This is a genomic window from Streptomyces sp. NPDC014870, assembly GCF_043081505.1.
In the GTDB taxonomy this organism is placed as follows: domain Bacteria; phylum Actinomycetota; class Actinomycetes; order Streptomycetales; family Streptomycetaceae; genus Streptomyces.
This window is the reverse complement of record NZ_JBIBWQ010000009.1, coordinates 13,701-33,356: the sequence shown is the minus strand read 5'-3', so window position 1 is coordinate 33,356 and position 19,656 is coordinate 13,701. Positions and strand designations below refer to the sequence as shown.

The 19,656-nt window shown below is 70.6% G+C and carries 14 protein-coding genes; 7 read left to right on the top strand and 7 right to left on the bottom strand.

Features of this window, described 5'->3' with window-relative positions:
- The first annotated feature begins 9 nt into the window (after window positions 1–9).
- From nuoL to nuoN, 3 genes are read left to right on the top strand one after another with little or no spacing between them, the layout of a single operon-like run.
- Window positions 10–1,905, top strand: a complete 1,896-nt coding sequence (gene nuoL, locus ACF09C_RS24865) for an NADH-quinone oxidoreductase subunit L (RefSeq protein WP_392094413.1) — start codon at window positions 10–12, stop codon at window positions 1,903–1,905.
- Window positions 1,906–1,910: 5 nt separating this feature from the next.
- Window positions 1,911–3,500, top strand: coding sequence for an NADH-quinone oxidoreductase subunit M (locus ACF09C_RS24860; RefSeq protein WP_392094411.1), 1,590 nt, complete (start codon window positions 1,911–1,913; stop codon window positions 3,498–3,500).
- A complete protein-coding gene (gene nuoN / locus ACF09C_RS24855) occupies window positions 3,497–5,146 on the top strand; it encodes an NADH-quinone oxidoreductase subunit NuoN (RefSeq protein ID WP_392094410.1) in 1,650 nt (549 codons plus the stop codon). Before ACF09C_RS24860 ends, nuoN begins: the two co-directional genes overlap by 4 nt.
- A gap of 69 nt (window positions 5,147–5,215) precedes the next feature.
- Here nuoN and fahA read toward each other — a convergent pair whose 3' ends face one another.
- Window positions 5,216–6,442, bottom strand: coding sequence for a fumarylacetoacetase (gene fahA, locus ACF09C_RS24850; RefSeq protein WP_392094409.1), 1,227 nt, complete (start codon window positions 6,440–6,442; stop codon window positions 5,216–5,218).
- Window positions 6,443–6,760: 318 nt separating this feature from the next.
- Here fahA and ACF09C_RS24845 point away from each other — a divergent pair, with 318 nt between their 5' ends.
- Entirely contained in the window at window positions 6,761–8,053 is a 1,293-nt protein-coding gene (locus tag ACF09C_RS24845; RefSeq protein ID WP_392094408.1) for an LPXTG cell wall anchor domain-containing protein, read from the top strand.
- A gap of 63 nt (window positions 8,054–8,116) precedes the next feature.
- Here ACF09C_RS24845 and ACF09C_RS24840 read toward each other — a convergent pair whose 3' ends face one another.
- Together ACF09C_RS24840 and ACF09C_RS24835 are read right to left on the bottom strand one after the other, a co-directional pair.
- On the bottom strand, window positions 8,117–10,117 hold the full coding sequence (locus tag ACF09C_RS24840) for a CocE/NonD family hydrolase (RefSeq protein ID WP_392094407.1): 2,001 nt from the start codon (window positions 10,115–10,117) through the stop codon (window positions 8,117–8,119).
- An 18-nt stretch (window positions 10,118–10,135) separates the two neighbouring features.
- Window positions 10,136–11,641: a peptide MFS transporter gene (locus ACF09C_RS24835; RefSeq protein WP_392094405.1), complete on the bottom strand. Its 1,506-nt coding sequence runs from the start codon at window positions 11,639–11,641 to the stop codon at window positions 10,136–10,138.
- 267 nt (window positions 11,642–11,908) lie between these two features.
- Here ACF09C_RS24835 and ACF09C_RS24830 point away from each other — a divergent pair, with 267 nt between their 5' ends.
- The gene (locus ACF09C_RS24830) at window positions 11,909–12,919 is read left to right on the top strand and encodes a polyprenyl synthetase family protein (protein WP_392094403.1); all 1,011 of its coding nucleotides are present in this window, start codon (window positions 11,909–11,911) and stop codon (window positions 12,917–12,919) included.
- Window positions 12,920–13,036: 117 nt separating this feature from the next.
- On the top strand, window positions 13,037–14,254 hold the full coding sequence (locus ACF09C_RS24825; protein WP_392094401.1) for an outer membrane lipoprotein carrier protein LolA: 1,218 nt from the start codon (window positions 13,037–13,039) through the stop codon (window positions 14,252–14,254).
- A 134-nt stretch (window positions 14,255–14,388) separates the two neighbouring features.
- Here the strand turns inward: ACF09C_RS24825 and ACF09C_RS24820 are convergent, their stop codons facing one another.
- From ACF09C_RS24820 to ACF09C_RS24805, 4 genes are all read right to left on the bottom strand, one after another.
- Complete coding sequence (locus ACF09C_RS24820; protein ID WP_392094399.1) at window positions 14,389–15,702, bottom strand: M28 family metallopeptidase; 1,314 nt, start codon at window positions 15,700–15,702, stop codon at window positions 14,389–14,391.
- A 148-nt stretch (window positions 15,703–15,850) separates the two neighbouring features.
- Window positions 15,851–16,660: a HEAT repeat domain-containing protein gene (locus ACF09C_RS24815; RefSeq protein ID WP_392094398.1), complete on the bottom strand. Its 810-nt coding sequence runs from the start codon at window positions 16,658–16,660 to the stop codon at window positions 15,851–15,853.
- Window positions 16,661–16,709: 49 nt separating this feature from the next.
- Window positions 16,710–18,287, bottom strand: a complete 1,578-nt coding sequence (locus ACF09C_RS24810) for an FAD-dependent monooxygenase (protein WP_392094395.1) — start codon at window positions 18,285–18,287, stop codon at window positions 16,710–16,712.
- A gap of 2 nt (window positions 18,288–18,289) precedes the next feature.
- A complete protein-coding gene (locus tag ACF09C_RS24805; protein ID WP_392094393.1) occupies window positions 18,290–18,919 on the bottom strand; it encodes a TetR/AcrR family transcriptional regulator in 630 nt (209 codons plus the stop codon).
- Window positions 18,920–19,152: 233 nt separating this feature from the next.
- Here ACF09C_RS24805 and ACF09C_RS24800 point away from each other — a divergent pair, with 233 nt between their 5' ends.
- Window positions 19,153–19,617, top strand: a complete 465-nt coding sequence (locus ACF09C_RS24800; protein ID WP_392094954.1) for a carboxymuconolactone decarboxylase family protein — start codon at window positions 19,153–19,155, stop codon at window positions 19,615–19,617.
- The last annotated feature ends 39 nt before the right edge of the window (window positions 19,618–19,656 follow it).

Below are 19,656 nucleotides of genomic sequence, written 5' to 3'. Positions count from 1 at the left end.
GGCTGAACCGTGGACAACCTGATCGCTCTGCTCGTCGCGGCGCCCCTGCTCGGCGCGGCCGTGCTGCTGTGTGGCGGGCGCCGTCTTGACAAGGCCGGGCCGCTGCTCGGCACGGCGCTCGCCGCCGCCTCCTTCGTCATCGGCGTCGTCCTCTTCGCCGACATGCTCGGCAAGAGCGCCGACGACCGGGCCCTGTACCAGAACCTGTGGACGTGGATCCCGGTCGAGGGCTTCCAGGCGGACATCGCCTTCCAGCTCGACCAGCTGTCGATGACGTTCGTGCTGCTGATCACCGGCGTCGGCTCGCTGATCCACGTGTACTCCATCGGGTACATGGAGCACGACGAGCGCAAGCGCCGCTTCTTCGGCTATCTGAACCTGTTCCTCGCGGCGATGCTGCTCCTGGTCCTCGCCGACAACTACCTGCTCCTGTACTTCGGCTGGGAGGGCGTCGGCCTCGCCTCGTACCTCCTGATCGGCTTCTGGCAGCACAAGCCCAGCGCGGCCACCGCCGCGAAGAAGGCCTTCCTGGTCAACCGGGTCGGCGACATGGGCCTTTCGATCGCCATCATGATCATGTTCACCACCTTCGGGACCTTCGCCTTCGGGCCGGTCCTGGAGGCCACCGGCGAGACGAGCGAGGGCACGCTGACGGCGATCGCCCTGATGCTGCTGCTCGCCGCCTGCGGCAAGTCGGCCCAGGTGCCGCTGCAGTCCTGGCTCGGGGACGCGATGGAGGGCCCGACCCCGGTCTCCGCCCTCATCCACGCGGCCACCATGGTCACCGCCGGTGTCTATCTGATCGTCCGCTCCGCGAACATCTTCAACGCCTCCCCCGACGCCCAGCTCGTGGTCGTCGTGGTCGGCGCGGTCACGCTCCTCTTCGGTGCGATCGTCGGTTGCGCGAAGGACGACATCAAGAAGGCGCTGGCCGGCTCGACGATGTCGCAGATCGGCTACATGATCCTGGCGGCGGGCCTCGGCCCGATCGGCTACGTCTTCGCGATCATGCACCTGGTCACGCACGGCTTCTTCAAGGCCGGGCTCTTCCTCGGCGCCGGTTCGGTCATGCACGGCATGAACGACGAGGTGGACATGAGGCGTTACGGCGGCCTGCGGAAGTACATGCCGGTCACCTTCGTCACCTTCGGCCTCGGCTATCTCGCGATCATCGGCTTCCCCGGCCTGTCCGGCTTCTTCTCCAAGGACAAGATCATCGAGGCGGCCTTCGCCAAGGGCGGCACCGAGGGCTGGATCCTCGGCGCGGTCACCCTGCTCGGCGCGGCCATCACCGCGTACTACATGACCCGCGTGATGCTGATGACCTTCTTCGGCGAGAAGCGCTGGCAGCCCGACGACAAGGGCGAGCTGCCGCACCCGCACGAGTCGCCGAAGTCCATGACGGTCCCGATGATCCTGCTGGCCGTCGGCTCCGTCGCCGCGGGTGGCTTCTTCGCCATCGGCGACCGGTTCATCAACTGGCTCAAGCCGGTGACCGAGTTCGAGCACGGCCACCCGCCGATCAGCGCCGGGGCCATCACCTCCGCCACGGTCGCGGTCATGGTGATCGGCGTCGGGATCGCCTGGCTCCAGTACGGACGCAGGCCCGTCCCGGTCACCGCCCCGCGCGGCTCGCTGCTCACCCGGGCGGCCCGCCGCGACCTGCTCCAGGACGACTTCAACCACGCCGTCTTCGTGACGGGCGGCACGCACCTCACCCGCTCGCTCGTCTACGTCGACCACACTCTGGTCGACGGGGTCGTCAACGGAACCGCGGCCTCGGTCGGCGGTCTGTCCGGCCGGCTGCGCAAGCTGCAGAACGGCTACGCCCGCACGTATGCGGTCTCCATGTTCGGAGGTACGGCGGTGCTGATCGCCGCGACCCTGCTGATGAGGGCGGTGTAACTGTCATGTCCTTCCCGCTCCTTACGGTGACGGCAGCGGTGCCGGCGGTCGGTGCGATCCTCACCGCCGCCGTCCCCGCCGCCCGCCGTACCGCGGCCAAGTGGCTGGCCCTGCTGGTCTCCCTGGTCACGCTGGTGCTCGCGGCGATCGTCATGATCCGCTTCGAGCCCGGCGGCGACCGGTACCAGCTGGTGGAGTCCCACTCCTGGATCAAGGACTTCGGCGTCCGCTACGAACTGGGTGTGGACGGCATCGGGGTGGCGCTGATCGCGCTCACCGCGTTGCTGATCCCCTTCGTCATCCTGGCCGGCTGGCACGACGCCGACCCCCTGGAGACGAAGTCCAGCCGCTGGCGGCCGACGCAGGGCTTCTTCGCCCTGATCCTGATGGTCGAGGCGATGGTGATCCTCTCCTTCGAGGCCACCGACGTCTTCCTCTTCTACATCCTGTTCGAAGCCATGCTCATCCCGATGTACTTCCTCATCGGCGGCTTCGGCGACCGCGCCCACGCGGGCTCCGACGAGAACGCGGCTGCCCAGCGCTCGTACGCGGCGGTGAAGTTCCTGCTGTACAACCTGGTCGGCGGACTGATCATGCTGGCCGCCGTCATCGGTCTGTACGTGGTCGCCGGGAACTTCTCCCTCACGGAGATCGCGGAGGCGCGGGCGTCCGGTCAGCTGGAGATGGCGACCAACACCGAACGGCTGCTGTTCCTCGGCTTCTTCTTCGCCTTCGCGGTGAAGGCGCCGCTCTGGCCGCTGCACACCTGGCTGCCGAACGCGATGGGGGAGGCGACCGCCCCGGTCGCCGTGCTCATCACCGCGGTCGTCGACAAGGTCGGCACGTTCGCGATGCTCCGCTTCTGCCTCCAGCTCTTCCCCGAGGCCTCGAAGTGGGCGACCCCGGTGATCATCGCGCTCGCCCTCGTCAGCATCGTCTACGGCGCGCTGCTCGCGGTCGGCCAGCGTGACATCAAGCGGCTGGTCGCGTACGCCTCGATCTCCCACTTCGGTTTCATCATCATGGGCATCTTCGCGATGACCACCCAGGGCCAGAGCGGCGCGACGCTGTACATGGTCAACCACGGCATCTCGACGGCCGCCCTGATGCTGGTGGCCGGCTTCCTGATCACCCGGCGCGGCTCGCGGCTCATCGCCGACTACGGCGGTGTGCAGAAGGTCGCCCCGGTGCTCGCCGGCACCTTCCTGATCGGTGGCCTCGCCACCCTCTCGCTGCCGGGCCTCGCGCCCTTCGTCAGTGAGTTCCTGGTCCTGGTCGGCACGTTCGCCCGCTACCCGGTGGCCGGCATCATCGCCACCACCGGCATCGTCCTCGCCGCGCTCTACACCCTCGTCCTCTACCAGCGGACGATGACGGGGCCGGTGAAGACGGAGGAGGTCCGGACGATGCCGGACCTGCGGGTGCGCGAGCTCGTCGTGGTCGCGCCGCTGATCGCGCTGCTGATCCTCCTCGGGGTGTTCCCGAAGCCGCTGACGGACATCGTGAACCCGGCCGTCTCGTACACCATGTCCGACGTCCAGCAAGAGGACCCGAAGCCCACTGTGCCTGTTCAGAACGCGGAGGCGGCCAAGTGAGCGACATTGCTGTCCACAGCCTGTGGACGACGGCTGCCGAGCCGTTGACCAAGATCCCGGCACCCCACATCGAGTACGTCCAGCTCTCGCCCGTACTCATCGTGGTCGGCGCCGCGGTCCTCAGCGTCCTCGCCGAGGCCTTCGTGCCCCGCAAGGCCCGCTACCAGGCCCAGGTGTTCCTGACCGTGCTCGCCCTGGTTGCGGCCTTCGCCGCGATCGTCGGCCTCGCCGCCGGCGGCTACGGCTCCACCAAGGCGCACATCGCGGCCATGGGCGCCATCGCCGTCGACGGCCCGGCGCTCTTCCTGCAGGGCACGATCCTGCTGGCCTCGCTCGTCGCCGTCTTCACCTTCGCCGAGCGCAGGCTCGACCCGGCCGACCACGGCCACAAGGTCGACTCCTTCGCCGCCGAGGCCGCCGCCGTACCCGGCAGCGACCAGGAGAAGGCGGCCGTCAAGGCTGGGTTCACCACCACCGAGGTGTTCCCGCTGGTGCTGTTCGCCATCGCGGGCATGCTGGTCTTCCCGGCCGCCAACGACCTCCTGACGCTCTTCATCGCGCTCGAGGTCTTCTCCCTCCCGCTCTACCTGCTCTGCGCCGTCGCCCGCCGCAGGCGGCTCATGTCGCAGGAGGCCGCGGTCAAGTACTTCCTCCTCGGCGCCTTCTCCTCGGCGTTCCTGCTCTTCGGCATCGCCCTGCTCTACGGCTACGCGGGCTCCGTCTCGTACGCCACCATCGCGAACGTCGTCGACGGCTCGGTCGCCTCGGTCGACCCGGCCCTCGCCCAGACCATGGGCAACGACGTCCTGCTGCTCATCGGCTTCGCGCTGGTCCTCATGGGGCTGCTCTTCAAGGTCGGCGCCGTGCCGTTCCACATGTGGACCCCGGACGTCTACCAGGGCGCCCCGACCCCCGTCACCGGCTTCATGGCGGCCGCGACGAAGGTCGCCGCGTTCGGCGCGCTGCTGCGCCTGCTGTACGTGGTGCTGCCGGGCCTCACCTGGGACTGGCGGCCGGTCATGTGGGGCGTCGCCATCGTCACCATGCTGGGCGGCGCGATCGTCGCGATCACCCAGACCGACATCAAGCGGCTCCTCGCGTACTCCTCGATCGCGCACGCGGGCTTCCTGCTCGCCGGTGTCATCGCCGCCACGCCCTCCGGCATCTCGTCGGTGCTCTTCTACCTGGGTGCGTACTCCTTCGTGACGATCGGCGCGTTCGCGGTCGTCACCCTGGTGCGGGACGCGGGCGGCGAGGCGACGCACCTGTCCAAGTGGGCGGGGCTCGGCCGCCGTTCGCCGCTGGTCGCCGCGGTGTTCGCGGTGTTCCTGCTCGCCTTCGCGGGCATTCCGCTGACCTCCGGGTTCTCCGGCAAGTTCGCGGTCTTCTCGGCGGCGGCGGAGGGCGGCGCGGGCGCGCTTGTCGTGGTCGGTGTGATCTCCTCGGCGATCGCCGCGTTCTTCTACATCCGGGTGATCGTGCTGATGTTCTTCAGCGAGCCGAAGGCGGACGGCCCGACGGTCGCCGTGCCGTCGGTCTTCACGGCGGCCACGATCACGGTGGGTGTCGCGGTCACGGTGGTGCTGGGCCTCGCGCCGCAGTACTTCCTGGACCTGGCGGGCCAGGCGAGCGTGTTCGTCCGCTAGCAGGTCCGCGAGAGGGCCCGGTCTCCGCTGGCGCGGGGGCCGGGCCCTTCTGTCGTACGCGGGCGGGCGCTAGGACGCCGGAACGATCCTCCCGGTCACCTCGCCGAGCGCGACCTGCGTCCCGTCCGGGCCCGGGGCCCACGCGGTGAGCGTGACCACGTCGCCGTCCTCCAGGAACGTCCGCTTCCCGGTGGGCAGTTCGAGCGCGTCGCGGCCGTTCCAGGTCAGTTCGAGGAGCGAGCCGCGCTGGTGGACCTCGGGGCCCGAGACCGTGCCGGAGCCGTACAGGTCACCGGTGCGCAGCGAGGCGCCGTTGACCGTCATGTGGGCCAGCTGCTGGGCGGCGGTCCAGTACATGGTGGCGAACGGCGGCTCGGAGACGACCTGCCCGTTGATCTCGACGGTGATCCGCAGGTCGAAGCCGCCGGGCTCCTCCTCGGTGGCGTCGTCGAGGTAGGGGAGGAGGTCGAAGTCCCGGGCGGGCGGGGCGGTCCTGGCCGCGTCCAGGGCCTCCAGGGGGGTCACCCAGGCCGACACGGAGGTCGTGAACGACTTGCCGAGGAACGGGCCCAGCGGCACGTACTCCCAGGCCTGGAGGTCGCGTGCGGACCAGTCGTTGAGCAGCGTCAGGCCGAAGACGTGCTCGCGGAAGTCGGCCAGCGGGACCGGCGTGCCGAGGGTGGAGGGGGTGCCGACGACGAAGCCGACCTCCGCCTCGATGTCCAGCTTCACCGAGGGACCGAAGACCGGCGCGGGGTCGGTGGGCGCCTTGCGCTGCCCGGCGGGGCGCACGACATCGGTACCGGAGACCACGACCGTGCCGGCCCGGCCGTGGTAACCGATGGGCAGGTGCTTCCAGTTGGGGGTGAGCGCGTCGCCGTCGGGGCGGAAGATCCGGCCCACGTTGGTGGCGTGGTGCTCGCTGGCGTAGAAGTCGACGTAGTCCGCGACCTCGTACGGCAGGTGCATGCTGACGGAGTCGAGCGGATACAGCAGCGGCTCTATGACCGGCCGGTGCGCGGGTACGGTCACCCAGGCCGTCAGGGCCCTGCGCACGTCGCGCCAGGCGGTGCGGCCGGCGGCGAGCAGCGGGTTGAGGCTGGGCTGCGCGAGCAGCGCCGCGTACGGCGAACCGAGGGCGTGCGCCGCGGCCCCCGCGTCGAGGACATGACCGCCGATGCGGACGCCGACCCTCCGCCGGTCGGGCTCGTCGGCGGGGGAGAAGACGCCGTACGGAAGGTTGTGCGGGCCGAAGGGGTCGCCCTCGGCCAGATCGAGCGGGGACTGCTCGGGCATCGGTGCTGCCTCGCTTTCCAGGGTGTGGGGGACACGTTAATGGGCGGGCGGCCGGACGCGGATGATATGGATCACAGAGAAAGCGCCGCCTCCGTGCACAACTGTCCATGTATGCGCGGTTTATGCATCCTGTGCGCGAGCTGTGCGCGCAAGAGGTGACTGAGCGCGTTCAATTCCTGCTTTTCCGGGGACTGATCCCGGTCATACGATCACGGCATCGTCGCGCCGCGTGAGGTTCCCGCAGGCGCGACCCCCTCCTTGCTTTGTCTTCACCCGACCGCTCTTGACCAGAAAAGGTCCATCTTGAAGATTCGCCGCATGCTCGCGACGGCCGTGGCGGCCGCCGTGACCACCCCCGTCGTCTTCCTGTCGGCCGCCCCGGCCTTCGCCGACACGAAGCCGTCCGCGCCCGCGCAGACGCAGAACGACAAGCAGGACCAGGCGCCGGACATCGACCAGCTCAAGAAGGACGTCGCGGCGGCGCAGAAGGTGTACGACGCTGCCGTCGTGGCCCACAACGACGCCAAGAAGGCGTTCAAGGAGTTCGACGAGTCGACGACCCACCCGCTCAAGGTCGCCAGGGACGACGCCAAGAAGGCCGCCGACGCCGCCGCCACGGCCAAGACCGAGGCGGACGCCAAGCTCGCCACGGCGCAGGCCGAGCTGGACGCCGCCAACGCGGGCACGGACGAGGCCGCCAAGACCGCGGCCAAGGAGAAGTTCGACGCGGCCAAGCTGGTCGCCGACACGGCCGCGACGACGAAGACCGCTGCGGACGCCACGCTCACGGCCGCCGTCACGGCCGTCGGCGACAAGAGCGTCGCCCTGTCCGCCGCGGAGCAGGCCGCGAGTGACGCCAAGGACGAGGCCCTCAAGAAGCTGGACGCCGCCAAGGAGGCGCTGAGGAAGGCCCAGGAGGAAGAGGGCGAGGAGGAGCCGCCGCACGAGGACTGCTTCCCGGACGAGAAGTTCACCTCCGTCCTCCAGGGCCTGCCCTCGAAGGTCGTCGCCGGCACCACCGTCGATTTCAAGCTGCGTCTGACGAACGGCACCGACCGCACGATGGACGAGGCCTACGCCTTCATCGCGCTGCACGCCTTCGACGAGAAGGGCCTGAAGCCGCTCGACAAGTACCTCGACCTGGAGTGGTACGAGGTCGTCAAGGGCAAGGGCACCTGGAACGACGTTCCCACCGCCGAAGAGCTTCCCGTCGGCACCCTGAAGCCGAAGGCCTTCGCCGACATCAAGCTCCGCCTGAAGGTGGACGCGGACACTCCGGCCGGCCAGGGCCTCACCTTCACCGCGGGTGACTTCTGGAACGAGGACGGCACCTGTGGTGGCACGCCCATCGACATGACCGAGTACGAGTTCGACATCCTCGCCAAGGGCACCGACCCGGGCAAGGTCGAGGACGCCACGGGCACCCCGGGCGGCAAGAACACCACCACCCAGGGCGGCACCTCCACCACCGCGGTGACCACCGGCCAGCTCGCCAAGACGGGTTCGAACGACGCCATGCCGCAGATCGCCCTCGCGGGCGCCACGGCCGTCGCGCTCGGCGCCGGCGCGATGTTCATGGTCCGCCGCCGCAAGGCCGGCGCGGACGCCTGAAAGCAGTAAGAGAAGGGCCCGCGCTCCCACCTGGGAACGCGGGCCCTTCGCCGTGTCCGACGCTCAACCCGCCGTGCGCGGAATGCTTTTCTCCCATGTCCGGTGGAAGAGGACCTCGCCGCCCTCCTTGCACACCACCTCGTTCGACGTCAGGAACGCGTCCGCGTCGCAGGTGATCTCCGAGCGGGAGTCGATCGTCACGTCCCAGGACAGGTCCGGGCGGTGGAGGCGGATCGTCCAGGTGGAGTGGGTGTGGGCCGAGAGGGGGTCGTTCTCGGTGATCGTGTAGGTCTCCAGGGCGTCCTCGGTGAACTCCAGGCCGTCCGGGTAGACCCGGGTGCCGCCGTAGCGGGGGTCGACCTCCAGGCGCCATTCGCCCTTGGCCACGTCGCGGACGACCAGGCGTTCCGGGCGGGGTTCCTCCAGAGTGGCGGGGGTGACGACGCCCAGGGGTTCCGACTGCTCCGGGGGCTGCCATTCGACCGCGTCCGTCGTCGTGCGGCGGCGGACCGGGAGGGTCAGGGACGACGTGGCCGGGGAGAGGGTGAAGCCCGCCGCGTCCGGCTGGGGCCAGATCCAGGGCCAGTACGCGGAGGAGACCGCGAGGCGGACCCGGTGGCCCGGCGGGAAGGTGTGGCCGATGCCGTTCAGGTCGAGGACGAAGTCCTCCGTCTCGTTCACCTGCGCCTCCACCGCGCGGTCCCGGCCGTAGCGGGACGAGAAGTTCATCGCGCCCCGGGTCACCAGCGTGGACGAGCCGTCCGGGGCCACGTCGCACAGGCGGGCGATCACCTGGCCCGTAGGAGCCGGGGTCGTCAGGGTGAGGCTCACCCTCGGGCGGCCCAGGACCTCGATCGGCTCGCCGTCCTCCGGGACCACGAAGTCGAAGCAGGCCCCGAGCGCGTCCTCCTCCCGCTGGTCCGGCGGCAGGTCGCCGTCGTTGCCGAAGGGGAAGAAGCGGCCCGCGTCCAGACCTGTCTGCTGCGGCGAGTGCACCGCGACCGGCTCGCCCTGGAAGGCGTACGTGACCGGGGTGACGTTCGGGGACGGCCAGGACGGGTCCGTGACCCAGCGGCCCGGCAGCTCCTCGTACACCGTGGCCGGCGGGTGCGAGGCGCTGAGCCAGGAGCGCAGCAGGGGTTCCGCCATCACGTCGTTGTCCGCGTCCTTCAGGTGGTGGTCCCACCACCTGAGCGTCTCCTGGAGGAAGCCGATCGCCGGGCCCGGTGGCAGGCCCCTGTCCGGGTACTGGTGCGACCACGGGCCGATGATCCCGCGTACCCGGTCCTGCGGGAGGTGCTCGACGAGCCGCAGCACGGTGTCCCGGTACGGGTCGTGCCAGCCGCCCACCGCCAGGACGGCCGCCCGGATCGCGCCGTAGTCCTCGCAGACGCTGCCGTGCTTCCAGTAGTCGTCCCGGGTCTGGTGGGCGAGCCAGGTGTGGATGAACGGGTCCACGGCCTGCAGGCGCCGCAGCCACATCTCCCGCCACTCCTCGCCCACGTGCAGCGGGTCCGGCGGCCGGCAGACGAAGGCCAGCATGGTGGCCGCCCAGGCGTGCATGTCGACCGCGAGGACCGACCCGCCCATGTAGTGCACGTCGTTGTCGTAGCGGTCGTCGGTCGAGCAGACCGTGACGATCGCCTTCAGGGGCTCGGGGGCCAGGGCGGCGATCTGGAGCGCGTTGAAGCCGCCCCAGGAGATCCCGAACATGCCGACCTTCCCCGTGCACCAGGGCTGTTCGGCGAGCCAGTGCACCACCGCCACGCCGTCCGCCAGCTCGACGGCGTCGTACTCGTCGCCCGGCAGCCCCTCGCTGTTGCCGTGCCCCCGCACGTCGACCCGCACGGAGGCGTAGCCGTGCCCGGCGTACCAGGGGTGGCGCTGCCGGTCCCGGGGCGCCGTCCAGTCGGTGAGCCGGTACGGGAGGTACTCCAGGAGCGCCGGGACGGGCTCCTCGGTGACCGGGCGCCAGATCCGGGCGTAGAGCCGCGTGCCGTCCGGGAGCGGGATCCGGACGTCCTCGTGGGTCGTCTCGTAGGGGAACTCGGTACGGATGCGCATGACGGATCTCCGTGGAGCTCAGTGGACGGGGTGCATCGTGCGGCGCAGCCAGGGCGCCAGGGCGATCACGACGAGGCCCGCGACGACCGCGATGGCGCCGTTCACGCCGAAGTACGCGGGTTTGGAGACGTCGTCGTACAGCTTCACGGTCTGGGCCTGGATGCCGTTGGCGAGCGCGAGGGAGAGGAACCAGAGCGACATCGTCTGGCTGGAGAAGGCCTTCGGCGCGAGTTTGCTGGTCGCCGACATCCCGGAGGTCTCCAGGAGCACGTCGCCGAGGCCGAGCAGCAGGTACGAGCCGACGATCCACCAGGCCGCCATCTGGTACGTGTCGTCCGCGTGCCCGGACGTCGGCACCACCATCAGCAGGAACGACAGACCGCCGAGGATCACGCCGAAGGCGATCTTGTTGGAGGCGTGCGGCTGGCTGTGGCCCATCCGGGCCCAGACGGCGGCCACGACGGGCGCGAGCGCCACCTCGAAGGCGCCGAGGGCGGAGGCGTACCAGCTGGCGGGGAAGTCGAAGCCGAGGATGGTGGTGCGGGCGTTGGTGGAGGCCAGCAGGATCATCGTCGAGTACGCCTGGAAGAGGATGAAGTTGAAGACCACCGAGGCCAGGAAGAGCACGATGTACGGTTTCAGCCGCCCGCGCTCCTCCGCCGTGACCCGCGGGCTCTTGAACATCACCCAGAAGTAGACGACCGGGGCGAGGACCGAGATCAGCGTCAGCAGGTCGACGAAGCGGTCCATGGTGAGCCAGCCGGCGGCGGCCAGGACGCCGCCCAGGACCGCCACGACGACCACGCCGACGACGATCGTCCGCACCGCCCGGCGCATCGCGTCGGGGGCGAGGGCGAACTCGGCGGAGTGCTTGCGCCCGGCCAGGTGACGGCGGCCGAGGACGTACTGGGCCAGGCCCAGGGTCATGCCGATGGCGGCGGCCGAGAAGCCCCAGTGGTAGCCGCGGTGGTCGGCGAGCCAGCCGGTGATGAGCGGCCCGGCGAAGGCGCCGATGTTGATCGCCATGTAGTAGAGGGCGAAGCCCGCGTCGCGGCGGTCGTCGTCGGTGGCGTAGAGCTTGCCGACCATGGTGGCGACGTTCGGCTTGAGCAGGCCGGTGCCGGCGCTGATCAGGCCGAGGCCCACCCAGGTCATGGCGGCCGTCGGCACCGCCATGGAGTAGTGGCCGAGCGCGATCAGGATGCCGCCCCACAGGACGGCCCGGTACGAGCCCAGGATGCGGTCGGCGAGCCAGCCGCCGGCCACCGAGACCAGGTAGACGAGGGTGCCGTAGGCCGCCGCGACGGAGGCGGCCGTGCCCGGGGCCATCCCGAGGCCCTCGTTCGCGACGCTGTCGGCGAAGTAGAGGACGAGGATCGCCTGCATGCCGAGGAAGGAGAACCGCTCCCAGACCTCGAGCCCCGAGAGCGTGAGAAGGCCCCTCGGGTGCCCGAAGAAGGCATGATCGTCTTCGGGTGGCGGCTGCTCGCCGTTCGCTTCGGTATCGATCGCTGTTCGGGACAAAAGGGCCACTCCTGGTCGTATGAGCTGATCACGAACATACCGGGGGTGGCGGGAAGGCGCCCATGGTGATCGAAAGGCGACCGGATACGCTGACTTGAGCGAATCCGGCGACACATCGACAATCCGTGTGGTCACCGGCAGCGGAAGCAGGCGTCGCAGCAGGCGACGGAGCAGACGCACAGCAGGCGTACAGCAGCGTTAGAGCAGGCGTTAGACAGGCGTTTAGGCAGGCGTTGGAGCAGGCGTCAGCAGACAGGAGATCCCCTCGTGACCGTCGTCGGGCCGTTCGGTCTTAGCGTGCGGGACCAGGCTCTTGAGGCCGATGTCCAGACCGGGTTGGCGGCTGTGGAGGCAGGGCTCCTCGACGCCACCAAGAGCGAGATCCCGTTCATCACGGAGGCCGCGCAGCACCTCGTCCTGGCAGGTGGCAAGCGATTCCGGCCGCTGCTCGTGATGCTCGCCGCGCAGTTCGGCGACCCGTACGCGCCGGGTGTCGTGCCCTCGGCCGTCGTCGTCGAGCTCACCCACCTGGCGACCCTCTACCACGACGACGTCATGGACGAGGCGGACGTGCGGCGCGGGGTCGACAGCGCGAACACCCGATGGGGCAACTCCATCGCCGTCCTGACGGGTGACTTCCTCTTCGCCCGCGCCTCGCACACGCTGGCGGACCTCGGCCCCGAGGCCGTACGGATCCAGTCGGAGGCGTTCGAGCGGCTGGTGACCGGCCAGATCCTGGAGACGGCGGGACCGCAGGGCGACCGCGACCCGGTCGACCACTACCTCGACGTCCTCGGCGGCAAGACCGGCTCGCTCGTCGCCGTCTCCTGCCGCTTCGGCGCCATGATGTCCGGCGCGGACGACAGCGTCGTCGACATCCTCACCCAGTACGGGGAGCGGCTCGGTGTCGCCTTCCAGCTCGCCGACGACGTCCTCGACATCGCCTCCGACTCCCACGAGTCCGGCAAGACCCCGGGCACGGACCTCCGCGAGGGCATCCCGACCCTCCCGGTCCTTCACCTGCGCGCCGCCGCGGCGGCCCACGGGCGCCCCGAGGACGTGGAGCTCGTCGAGCTGATCGACGGCGACCTCAGCGACGACGCCCGGCACGCCGAGGTGCTGCGCCGGCTCCGCGTCCACCCGGCCCTGGAGCAGGCCCGCCGGGACACCGTGCGGTTCGCGGAGGAGGCGCGCGCCATGCTGGCGCCGCTGCCCGAGGGCTACGCGAAGTCCGCCCTGGAGGAGCTCTGCGACGCGGTGGTCCACCGCGCGGGCTAAGACGCCCTAGGGGTGTGTCATCCCATAGCAGTACGCGAGGTTGAGTCCGCAGTCTGACGATTCCGAGCCGCCGCTTTGGTCAGATGGAGTCATCGACCACGGAGGTTAGGACAGACCATGGCACAGACCCGTAAGGCGAGCCGCTACGTCGTCCCGTTCGCGGTGGCCGGAGTGGCCGCCGCGACGATCGGGCTCGTACCGGCGCTGGCGGCGTCCGGCGACCCCGACCTGCCGGAGATCACGGCACAGCAGCTGATCGAGAAGATCGCCGCGTCGGACACGCAGACGCTGTCCGGCACGTTCAAGGTGAGCACGGACCTGGGCCTGCCGTCGGTGGCCGGCCTCGCCGACAGCTTCGCGGGAGCGGGCGGCGGGTCCGCCGACGGCGCGCCTTCCGCGGACCCGCAGGAGCTGCTGACGCGCCTGGTCTCGGGCACGCACACGCTCAAGGTGGCGGCCGACGGCCCGGACCGGCAGAAGCTCACGATCCTGGACGGCTCCGACGAGTACAGCCTGATCCACAACGGCGACGACGTCTGGGCGTACGACAGCAAGTCGAACCAGGTCTTCCACGAGAAGGGCGCCGCCTCGGACCACCCCGGGAAGGACGCCTCGGACGAGGGGCTGCCGGGCACGCCCAAGGAGTTCGCCGACGAGGTCCTGAAGGAGGCCGGCGACACGACGTCGATCACGGTCGGCGGGACGGCCACGGTGGCCGGCCGGGACGCCTACCAGCTCGTGATCAAGCCCAAGCAGAGCGGCTCGACGGTCGAGTCGATCAAGATCGCGGTGGACGCGAAGACCGGTACGCCGCTGAAGTTCACGCTGGCGTCGGTCGAGGGCGGCAAGCCGGTCCTCGACGCGGGCTTCACGAAGGTCGACTTCGGCAAGCCGGCCGCGTCCACGTTCGACTTCAAGGCCCCCAAGGGCGCGAAGGTGACCGAGGGCACGGGCGAGGGCCCGGCGGAGCACGGGAAGTCGCCGGAGGACGTCGAGAAGGACCTGGAGAAGGAGTTCGGCGGCGGCCTCGGCGGCCTGTTCGGCGGCGCCGTTCCCGGTGCCGACGGCAAGGGCGAGGGCATGAACGTCATCGGCGAGGGCTGGACGACGATCGCGTCCTTCGACACCGGCGCGAAGGCCCCGAAGACGGACGAGGCCCCGAAGGAGGTCCAGGGCTTCCTGGACTCGCTCGGGGACGAGGTGAGCGGGAAGTTCGGCTCCGGCACGGTCTTCAAGACGAAGATCGTCAACGCCCTGATGACGGACGACGGCAAGGTGTACGTCGGCGCGGTGACGAAGCAGGCGCTCGTCGACGCGGCGAACGCGGCGAAGTAGGCGCGTAGTCGTACGCGGAGTATGGGACCCCGGGTGGGTCGGGGGCGATGGTCACCGACCCACCCGGGCGCTTTTCGTGCGGAACAGCTCGTGCCTTACGGCAACGCCTTACGGCAACGCCTTACGGGAACGCCTTACGGGAACGTCAGCTTGACGCTGTTGATGTACCCGGTGTCCTGCGCGGCCCGGTCCTGGACGCGGAGCTTCCAGGCGCCGTTGGCGACCTCGGACGAGGCGTTCACGGTGTAGGTGGCCACGAGGTTGTCGGCGCTGCCACCGGACTGGTTGTGCAGGTTGTAGACCGAGCCGTCGGGGGCGAGCAGGTCGACGACGAGGTCACCGCGGTAGGTGTGGACGATGTTCACGTCCACCTTGAGGGCCGCCGGCGCGTTGCCGGTGATGCCCGTGACGTTGACCGTGGAGGTCACCGCGGCGCCGTTGTCCGGGATGGACACGTCGGTGGTGTTCTCGAAGACCGTGCCGGGCGGCGTGGTCGTACCGGCCGACAGGGTCCAGATCGCGTGGGCGACGGCGTCGCTGTTGCGGTCGAGAGCCGTGTCGTTGATGTTCGAGGTCGTGTCGCAGGAGGAGTGGTAGCAGCGGTCGAAGGCCGTGGCCGTACCGCCCCACTTCTGGACCTGCGCGCTGGTCTTCACCCGGCTGGCGCCGGTGAACAGACCGCCGACGGGGATGCCGACGTTCTTGAACGAGGCGTGGTCGGAGCGGCCGTCGCCCTCGGTCTCGATCTCGGTGGGGACGCCGATGCCGGCGAAGTAGCTCTTGAAGGTCTGCTCGATGGTGGGGTCGTCGTCGTAGACGAAGTAGCCCGGGTTGGGCGAGCCGATCATGTCGAAGTTCAGGTACCCGGAGAACTTCGCGCGCTCCGTGGACGGGAGCTGGTTGACGTAGTACTTCGACCCGACGAGTCCGAGCTCCTCGGCGCCCCACCAGCCGAAGCGCAGGTGCTTCGTGGGCTGGAGGTTCGCGCGGGAGACGGCGAGCGCGGTCTCCAGGACGGCCGCCGAACCGGAGCCGTTGTCGTTGATCCCGGCGCCGGAGGAGACGGAGTCGAGGTGCGCTCCGGCCATCAGGACCTGGTTGGGGTCACCGCCGGGCCAGTCGGCTATCAGGTTGTAGCCGGTCGCGCCGCTGGAGGTGAACTGCTGGACGGTGGTGGTGAATCCGGCCGCGTCCAGCTTGGCCTTCACGAAGTCGATGGAGGCCTTGTAGCCGGTACGCCCGTGGGCGCGGTTGCCGCCGTTGGCGTTGGCTATCGCCTGGAGGTCGGTGAGGTGCTGCTTGACGTTGGCGAGCGGGATGTCGGGCGCGGCGGTGGGCGCCGCGGGCGCGGCGGGTGCCGCGGTCGCGGAGGCGCCGGTGAAGCCGGCGAGGGCCAGTGCGGCTACGGCGGAGAGCGCGGCGGCACGTCTGGGAACGGAGAACTTCATGTGGGGGCTCCGGATTCCGAACGGGGATGGGACGGAAACGTGCGAGACGCCCCGGGGCGTGGGTGCCACGAGGCGCTGGAGCTGTGCGGGTGGTTCGTGGGCTGAATGTTCGGGGAGGAGTTGACTCTCCGTCAAGAGCGGAAACCGGTCAGGGTTGTTCGCTCACCGAACGAGCGGCTTCGCTGACGTCCGGGTGCGGGTCGCGCGCCAACTCCCTTACGAGAGCGGTGACTCCGGGAGTCGACCAGTATCCGACGGCTTCGACGAGCGCGATCCGCACGCCGGGGTCGGGGTGCCGGGCCAGGTGGGCCAGGCGCTCCAGGGGGCCACGACGCCGGTACGCGAACCGGCGCAGCGCCTCGCCCAGCGCGGCGGTGTCCCCCGCGGCCTCGGCCGCCTCGACGCGCCCGAGCAGGACGCGGGGCGGCGGGTGCGGCCCGTCCAGGGGATGCGGGTGCCGCTCGCGCAGCCGCCGCGCGCCGTACTCGCCGCGCGCCAGACACCCCTGGCAGGTGCAGGGCGTCCGGCCGTGCGCGTCGGGGAAGTACCGCCACCCGTTGACCTGCCGCACCCGCCGGACGGCCCGGACCTCGCGCCGCTCGACGGCCCGGGGCAGGAACACCTCCCACCCGCGCGGATCGTCGAGCCCGCGCACCACGCGCACGGCATCGGCGGCCGTCGTCTCCACCGGCTCCCGGTCCCCGTACCGCCCGACGGTGACGGCCTCCGCGTCCGCGAGTCTGACGTGCACCGCGACGACATCGCGGGTCCCGGGGCGGCGGGCCAGCTCGCGCAGCCACTGGTGGGTGAGCGGGTACGAGGGGAGCACGGGGAACAGATACGCCCCGGGACCGGATGCCCCGAGCCCACTGCCACGGCCACGGCTGAGGGCCCGTATGCCACCGCGGCGGATGCGCGGGGCGTTGGCCGCGGGTGTCAGGTGCACGAAGGTCGCCATGCGGAACACCGTCCACCGCGCGGGCGGGGCGCGGCAACCGCTTTGTGGCTCAGGAGGCCGTGAACCAGCGGTCCAGCGCCGCCCGGAGCGTGGACAGTTCGGCGGGGGCGGGGCAGGGACTCGCGGAGGCCCAGGCCACGTAGCCGTCGGGGCGGACGAGGAGGGCGGTGGGGGCGGTTCGGCCGGTCGGGTCGGTGGGGCCGGTCGGGTCGGTTCGGCCGGTCGGGTCGGTTCGGCCGGTCGGGTCGGTGAAGGCGGCCGTGTCTGTGGGGGTGGTGGGGGAGTCCTGGGTGGCGACGACGATGTCGATCGCCTTCTGGTCCGGCCCCAGGGTCGTCGCCGGGGAGCCGTCCTCCGTCAGGTCGATCAGCAACGGGCGGGCGCTTCGGGCGAGTTCGGCGAGGCGGAACCTCGTCCGTCCTCGCTCCGCCGACGGATCCGCGACCGTCAGCTCCAGATCGGGCGCGAAGTAGCCGACCGCGGGGTGGGGGTCGGCGATGCCCATGTCGTGGCGTACGTCCGTGCCCGCCGTGAGGTCCGCCACGTGCTGGACGACTTCCTTGTGGGTGAGCAGCTCCGTGAAGAGTTCACGCAGCGCCGTGGTGTCACTGCCCGGCGCCGTCAGCGCGGACTGGGCCTCAGCGTGGAGCACCATGCGGCGGGCGGCCTGGCGGCGCTCGGTGTCGTAGGTGTCGAGCAGGCCCGGCGGGGCGGTCTCGTGGAGCGTGGCGGCCAGCTTCCAGCCGAGGTTGGCGGCGTCCTGGAGGCCGAGGTTGAGGCCGGGGCCACCGCCGGCCGCGTACACGTGCGCCGCGTCGCCGATCAGGAGGACGCGGCGGTCGCGGAACCGGTCGGCGACGCGCGTGTTGCCGCCGGACAGCCGCCGCAGCACGTGCGGGCCCTCGCCCTCCGGCGGGTCGAGCGGCAGGTCGACACCGAGCACCCGGCGGACGCTCGCCGCGAGCTCGGACAGGGTCATCGGCCGGTCCGTCGCGGGCTGGTCCCATTCGGTGGTGCTGACCGGGTCCACCCAGTCGGCCGGCACGGTGGCGTGGGCGGTGCGGTTGGTACGGCGGTCGTGGCTGACGCCCGGGAAGCCGATGCCGGAGAGCTTGCGGATCACGCTGTGCGCGCCGTCCGCACCGACCACGTAGCGGGCCCGCAGCCGGGTCTCCTCGCCGTCGGGGCCGGTGACGTCGAGGGTGACGGCGTCCGTGTCCTGGGCCATGCCGTCGACCCGGTGTCCGCGCCTCAGGTCGACACCGAGCGTGTGGGCACGCTCCTCCAGGACCTCGGTGATGCGCTGCTGCGGGGCGGCCAGGCCGTGGACCGGGCTGGAGTCCAGGAGGCCGAGGTTCAGGCCCATCGCGGCGAACATGAAGTACGCGGAGTTCGGCCGCGGGGGCTCGGGGCTGCCGCTGAGCGGCTCGTGCAGGCCGCGGTGGTTGGCCAGCCGCACGACCTGGCCGAGCAGGCCGTTGGCCTTCGGCTCGGTGCTGGGGCGCGGAAGCTGTTCCAGGACGACCGGGCGGATGCCCGCGAGGCCCAGTTCGCAGGCCAGCATCAGCCCGTTCGGCCCGCCTCCGACGATGATGACGTCGGCTGTCGCGTTCGCGTCTGTCGTCACGGTCACGCCTCCTCGGGTGCGGCGATCGGGGCGGGCAGACCGGCGGCGAGCTGCTCGAAGACCTGGGCCAGGAGCGCGCCGAGCGGTGCGGGTCCGTCGGCGCGCAGGCTGTGCTCCACGGCCACCGCACTTCCGGCGGCGACCACAGCGGCGACCAGCGTCGGGTAGACGTCGCGCCGAGGGTCGGTGCCGGTGCGCCGCGCGACGGCCTCGGCCAGCTGCTCCTGGGCGGCGGCGTTCGCCTTGACCATCTCGCCCGCCAGCGCGGGCTCGGCCAGCATCAGGCGCACGCCCTCGCGCCACCGCTCGTTCTGCGGCGGCGCGGCGCCGTGCGGCGGGGCGAACTGGCTCAGGGTCGCCTGGAGCAGCGCGTCCCAGAGCGGTTCGTCTCCCGGGCGGGCCAGCAGGTCGTCGCCGATCCGGAGCATCCGCTCCACGTGGCTCGCGGCGATCGCCTCGGCCTTGCTGCCGAAGTAGTTGCGGAACGTGCGGACGGAGACCTCGGCCTCGGCGGCGATCCGGTCGATCGTCACCTCGGCCCAGCCGTGCAGGACGCAGAGCCGGATCGCCGCCTGGCTCAGCGCGAGCCGGGTCTCCCGTTTCTTGCGCTCACGTAGCCCTGTGGGTGTCATACGAGCAGCCTAGGAAATTCTTGCCGGATCGGCAATATTGCCTATTCGGCAAGTTAAGAATTCTCCTCCCGTCCGGTCACATCACCGTGCGCCCCTCCGTCAGTGGGGTGAAGACGCCGGATGGCAGACCGAAGCGAAGGAGTACGGCCATGACGAACACCCACTCCACCCCGGGCCGGACCGCGAACCCGAGCGGGACCCCGAACCCGAACCCGAACCCGACGATCTCCCGGATGCCCAACCCCGGTGAGTTCGTCCCCGAGCTGGCGGACGTCAGCGCCGCACTGTTCCGGGCCACGGGCAACCGCTCGGTGCCGCGCGCCACGATGAGCCTCGTCCACCTGCGCGCCGGGCAGATCGTCGGCAACACGTACCTGACCGTTCTCAACACCGCCTTCCTGCGGAAGGCCGGAGTCTCCGAGGAGCGGATCACCGCCGTCTCCTCCTGGCAGGACGCGCCGTACTTCACCGACGCCGAGCGCGCCGCCCTCGCCCTGGTGGAGGCCACCCTGCAGCCCGCCCCGCCCGGCGAGGAGCGCGTCTCCGACGAGCTGTACGCGTGGGTGGCCGAGCACTACGACGAGAAGGCGCTGGCCACCCTCACGATCGCCATCGGGCAGATCAACTTCTTCATCGCCCTGGCCGTCATCGGCAAGCCGCAGCCGGTCACCTCGCTCGCCGACGAGCAGTGGGACTGACCTGTAGCCGACGAGCGCGGCGTCCGAATTCCGCTAGCG

Excerpts from the sequence above, each read along its gene's own strand:
- ACF09C_RS24800 (WP_392094954.1), top strand. The coding sequence starts at position 19,153 with ATGCCCAACCCCGGTGAGTTCGTCCCCGAGCTGGCGGACGTCAGCGCC.
- ACF09C_RS24845 (WP_392094408.1), top strand. The coding sequence starts at position 6,761 with ATGCTCGCGACGGCCGTGGCGGCCGCCGTGACCACCCCCGTCGTCTTC.
- fahA (WP_392094409.1), bottom strand. The coding sequence starts at position 6,442 with ATGCCCGAGCAGTCCCCGCTCGATCTGGCCGAGGGCGACCCCTTCGGC.
- ACF09C_RS24860 (WP_392094411.1), top strand. The coding sequence starts at position 1,911 with ATGTCCTTCCCGCTCCTTACGGTGACGGCAGCGGTGCCGGCGGTCGGT.
- ACF09C_RS24815 (WP_392094398.1), bottom strand. The coding sequence starts at position 16,660 with ATGGCGACCTTCGTGCACCTGACACCCGCGGCCAACGCCCCGCGCATC.
- ACF09C_RS24820 (WP_392094399.1), bottom strand. The coding sequence starts at position 15,702 with ATGAAGTTCTCCGTTCCCAGACGTGCCGCCGCGCTCTCCGCCGTAGCC.
- ACF09C_RS24825 (WP_392094401.1), top strand. The coding sequence starts at position 13,037 with ATGGCACAGACCCGTAAGGCGAGCCGCTACGTCGTCCCGTTCGCGGTG.
- ACF09C_RS24840 (WP_392094407.1), bottom strand. The coding sequence starts at position 10,117 with ATGCGCATCCGTACCGAGTTCCCCTACGAGACGACCCACGAGGACGTC.
- ACF09C_RS24805 (WP_392094393.1), bottom strand. The coding sequence starts at position 18,919 with ATGACACCCACAGGGCTACGTGAGCGCAAGAAACGGGAGACCCGGCTC.